The sequence below is a fragment of the Nostoc sp. UHCC 0252 genome (assembly GCF_034931145.1).
Lineage (GTDB): Bacteria > Cyanobacteriota > Cyanobacteriia > Cyanobacteriales > Nostocaceae > Nostoc.
Window position 1 is genome coordinate 1 of record NZ_JAYGHE010000005.1, and the last position, 5,149, is coordinate 5,149.

3 protein-coding genes and 1 pseudogene are annotated in these 5,149 nt (G+C 47.9%); 3 read left to right on the forward strand and 1 reads right to left on the reverse strand.

The window, feature by feature from the left end; genetic code table 11:
- Positions 1 to 321: pseudogene (locus tag VB732_RS04495) on the reverse strand (hypothetical protein); the annotation flags it as partial.
- Positions 322 to 426: 105 nt separating this feature from the next.
- On the opposite strand from VB732_RS04495, the gene VB732_RS04500 reads away from it, so the two are divergent.
- The 3 genes from VB732_RS04500 to VB732_RS04510 all read left to right on the forward strand — a co-directional run.
- Positions 427 to 561, forward strand: a complete 135-nt coding sequence (locus VB732_RS04500) for a hypothetical protein (RefSeq protein ID WP_323229648.1) — start codon at positions 427 to 429, stop codon at positions 559 to 561.
- Positions 562 to 1,313: 752 nt separating this feature from the next.
- Positions 1,314 to 3,119, forward strand: coding sequence for a CHAT domain-containing protein (locus tag VB732_RS04505; RefSeq protein ID WP_323229649.1), 1,806 nt, complete (start codon positions 1,314 to 1,316; stop codon positions 3,117 to 3,119).
- A gap of 516 nt (positions 3,120 to 3,635) precedes the next feature.
- Positions 3,636 to 5,149 (forward strand): tetratricopeptide repeat protein (locus VB732_RS04510; RefSeq protein ID WP_323229650.1); only part of this gene is annotated, 1,514 nt, incomplete at its 3' end.

Genomic DNA, 5,149 nt, shown 5'->3' on the forward strand with positions numbered 1-5,149 from the left:
ATCTCCAGCATAAGGTTCATCAATCTCAATATCGAGAGCTAACCCAGAAGATTGATGGTAAAGGATAAAATCAGCCGAGTAGTGTTGAGGATAACCTGGAATCTCAAACTCAACCGCTTGACAGATAAGATTTCCTGGAAACGCACACAGTAAATGGCGAAAAAACTCCTTTTCGCTCACACCTTGCTTGGCTGTACCATTTATATTTGGTAATTGAACGCATCCTTGAAACGAAGCTTTCAAATGCTCCCGTCCTTGATAAGCATTAAACCGTCTTGTTAGTGATGGGTAAAGCATAACCGGATAGTAGCTAGTAGACATTAGTAGTTATTGGGCTGCTCGCGTTTAAGAGGATGTTTTACAGCAATTTTCAGGTAATTGAACCACAAAATCAGTAAAGTAGATATGAAGTGATTGTTTGATTCGATGCCAGTATCTTACTTAGGGGATTTGCGCCGTCGTGTAATTGCAGGGTGGAAAGCAAAAGAAGGCTCTCAACGCCACTTAGCTCAACGATTCAAGGTAAGGTTGTCATTTGTACGAAACCTACTGCGTCATTAGTTACTTGCACAAATTCAGCAAGTACCTATAACTGAGTATAAAACTCAACGTCGTAGATTAGCTTTAGCCGAAGCTCCTCGTAAACAAAAACGTCGCCTTCATCGTCATCCAGTTAGCACAATACAAGCTTTGGTTAATCAAGAGCAATGAGTACCAGTGGTACTGATTACGCAGGTTAGACCTGCCATTCCCACACGGCTGAAACAGGGATGCTTGCAGACAACAAAATGAAGTACTCGTGACTTTAGATGAGATGTCTGTAAATTTTAGATGAAATTTTTCAATATAGCTTACAGCAATAACACTTACAGTAGTCTAATATCGTTTTGCTCTCTACAATGTAAAGTGGCAGAACTCTCTTTACAGCAGGCAACCTGTATTTTTACTTACTCCAAGGGAAAATCAACGATGCGATCTCTGACTTGGCACTATAAATTGACCATTTATATTTTATATAACATTTTTGATTTCATGGTGAGGCGAGTATTAGTTCTTCTGTACTTTTCCATTAAAATGCCAGGTCATATTTTGCTAACACATGTTTGGTTTAAATACCCAGCCCTCTCAATATTGACAAATAGCACGTTATATGGATTTTGTAAGAAGGTAAACCTAGAACAGTACTTAACGACCGATGCTATCTCCTGTGTTTGATGCATTTGTAGAGGCAAGCCCAGTCACTGTAATGATGCGAGGACTGATGGAATACATTTTTAACTCTTCGCGGATGAATCAGCTTTTCGAGACTTATAGTGAACGCCAATACTCTTCATTTGTTACTGTTTTCGACTCAGGTGGATTTGATGAGTCTGGTGGTGTGTGGGATGTATCCATCAGTCCATGCTGCCTATCAAAAAAAAGCAGTAGAGGTGAATGTCAGCACCACAGCACTATACAACAAACTACAACGGGTAGAACTGCCTGTAAGTCGGGCATTGGTGCATGAGACAGCATCTGACCTGTTGCAGTTGCTCGAAAGTTTGAATGTGGAACGCCCTAGTCCTCTGGGAAAACAATATCGCCAACGAATTGTAGATGGCAGTTGTTTGGCGGGTACGGAGCGCCGACTAGCAGCACTTCGACCCTATGCAGCTAAACCATTAGCGGGAAAAGCGATCGCTGTCACTACTTTGGAACAAGGGCGCGCTCGTGGTCTTAGTGAGAGCCTCAATCGAGATCGTTCTGACCTTACTCAACTTCAACAAATCGCCCCAGACTTTTACAATCGCTACCAGGACATTACCAAGCAACTGCGAAACCTGGAGAGTCAGCAACGCGATCGCATGATTTCCAGCGATCGCCATAGCCTCACCCCCGAAACCCTACGAGAAACTGCGATCGACCTTCGCCATCAACTCGACACCCTCATCCAAGACATCCGCCAGGTACCTGGCTACGAAAAGTTCCTAATCTTACCAACCTTTGAAGAAGTGCATCAGGCGGCAAGCAGCGATCAGCCATTGGTCTATCTTGTCACCACACCCGTAGGCGGTCTTGCTCTTATCGTTACCCCAGAGAACATTCAGTCTATCTGGCTGGATGATTTAACCGAGATAGTCCTGCGAGAAATCCTTTACGGATCTGCGGACGATCCTAAAGTCAGTTGCTGGTTCGGAGCCTATCAAAACTTCCGGGATGACTCAAAAGCTAATTATTTGCAGTGGTGTGAGGAAATCGATCGCGCTACCCGCCAACTCTGGGAACCCCTGATGGCACCGCTAATCCAGCACCTCACAGATCACAACTTCCAGCAAGCCACCCTCATTCCCACCGGACTCCTCAGCTTTCTGCCCCTCCATGCCGCCTGGACAGAAGACCCCAGCCGACCCACTGGCAAACGCTACGCCCTTGATGAGATTTGCTTTACCTATGCGCCCAATGCGCGATCGCTCACCGCAGCAGAGGCGATCGCACAGCAGTCAACAGCAGAGGTAATGACGGCGATCAACAATCCCCTGAAGGATTTGTCTAACTCCAGTCGGGAAGTGGCGGCGGCCATCGCCAGCTTCCCACAGCCTAAAGTTCTGAAACATGAGGAAGCCACATTAGAATCTGTCCTTGCTTTACTACCTGATTGCAACTTCCTACATCTTTCCTGCCACGGTACTGCTAACCTGCGTGAACCGCTTAATAGTGGACTAGCCATGAGTGATGGACTCCTCACCCTGCGCCAAATCCTCGACCTCAAATTGAGTGACCAAGGTGGTATCCGTCTTGTTGTCCTCTCTGCCTGCGAAACTGGACTGGTAGGAACTGAACTTGCTGATGAAGCGATTAGCTTACCCACCGGATTACTCCAAGCAGGGGTTGCAGGTGTCATTGCTTCTCTCTGGTGTGTCTCCGATCTCAGCACCATGCTCTTACTCAGCAAGTTTTATGAACTTTGGCGTACCGAAAACCAAGAACCGCTAGAAGCCCTGCGCCAAGCCCAAATCTGGTTGCGAGATAGCACCGACGGAGAAATCGCTAACTCTGTGGGATTGTTTACCCCAACCCCAGACAATCGCTCCTACGCCCACCCCTTCCACTGGGCAGCCTTTAGTTACACTGGCGTTTAGCCATCCTATTTATCTATCCTTATCCATCTCTATGTTCACCAATGACCAACTCAATTCAGTTCTGCTTGGAAAAGAACCTTTTTCAAAGATTGTCACCATCAAATTTTTACCCTGCTAAGTTGAGCATCCTTCAAGAACACAGAGTGAGGCATTATATTTTGGAGGGCGATTTTATTGCTCAAACAAGCTTCTACAACGGGGCTAGGTCGTTGAGAGGGTTCGGGTATGGCAGATAAGCAGCGGATACAAGCGTATGTGAGGTTGATTGAGCAACTGCTGGATTGTGCCCAGGGGGATGAGTGGGCGGTCTTGCAGGGGCAGGCGGAACTGGTGGATGCAGGGTTGGTGGTGGTGATGAGGCAATGTGCTGACCTGATGGAGAATCAGGGCAACAGCAATGCCGGATGGCTGCGGAACTTTGCGGGCTTGGTAGCGCAGGTACTGGGGTTGGCGGAAGATAATCCTACTGGATCGTCGTCTGAAGAGGCGATCGACTTTCTATTAGACGTTGTGCAGTTGATTGCGCGAACCCAGGAGAACCCAACTCAGGTGTATGGGTTCTTTCGGGCTAATCTATCGCGATTGGATCAAGCTTTACTTTCAGCATTGCCAGACGTATTTAAAGCATTGATTCAAGAAACTGATAAAACTCAGAAAATTGCAGCAGTCTTTGTAACTTTTGGTAATTTGATTAACCAATTTCCTCTAGGAACGCGATGGTTAAACCTAGAGTTGAGTATTGCCGCCTATCAACTCGCATTGCAAGTCTATACCCAAGAGGATTATCCAGAACAATGGGCAATGACATACAGCAACCTGGCATCTGCCTACACAAACCGCATTTGTGGAGAACGGGCAGAGAACATCGAGCAGGCGATTGCGGCCTGTCAATTCGCTTTGCAAGTCAGAACTCAAGAGGCATTCCCAGAACAATGGGCAACGACGCAAAATAACCTGGCAACTGCCTACAAAGACCGCATTCGTGGAGAACGAGCCGAAAACATCGAGCAGGCAATCACGGCCTATCAACTCGCATTGCAAGTCTATACCCAAGAGGATTATCCAGAACAATGGGCAATGACATACAGTAACCTGGCAACTGCCTACTATGCTCGCATTCGTGGAGAACGAGCCGAGAACATCGAGCAGGCGATCACGGCCTGTCAATTCGCTTTACAAGTCAGAACTCAAGAGGCATTCCCAGAACAATGGGCAACGACGCAAAATAACCTGGCAACTGCCTACAAAGACCGCATTTGTGGAGAACGGGCAGAGAACATCGAGCAGGCAATCGCGGCCTATCAACTGGCCTTGCGAGTCAGCACTCGCGAGGCATTCCCAGAACAATGGGCGATGACACATAGTAATTTGGCTCTTGCCTACAGCGAGCGCATTCGTGGAGAACGAGCCGAAAACATCGAGCAGGCGATCGCCGCCTATCAACTCGCATTGCAAGTCAGCACCCGCGAGGCGTTCCCCAAACAATGGGCAACGACGCAAAATAACCTGGCAACTGCCTACTATGCTCGCATTCGGGGGGAACGGGCCGAGAACATCGAGCAGGCAATCGCGGCCTATCAACTCGCATTGCAAGTCTATACCTGCGAGGCATACCCAGAACAATGGGCAACGACATACATTAACCTGGCATCTGTCTACTATGCTCGCATTCGTGGAGAACGAGCCGAGAACATCGAGCAGGCAATCGCGGCCTATCAACTCACATTGCAAGTCTACACCTGCGAGGCATACCCAGAACAATGGGCAACGATGCAAAATAACCTGGCTCTTGCCTACAAAGATCGTATTCGTGGAGAACGAGCCGAGAACATCGAACAGGCAATCACCGCCTGTCAGTTCGCGTTGCAAGTCAGAACCCGCGAAGCGTTCCCAGAAGATTGGGCAGGGACGCAAAATAACTTGGCACTTGCCTACAATGATCGCATTCGTGGAGAACGAGCCGAGAACATCGAGCAGGCAATCACGGCCTTTCAACTGGCTTTGCAAGTCTATACCCGCGAGGCGTTCCC

Coding starts and splice junctions, on each gene's coding strand:
- VB732_RS04500 (WP_323229648.1), top strand. CDS start 427: ATGCCAGTATCTTACTTAGGGGATTTGCGCCGTCGTGTAATTGCAGGG.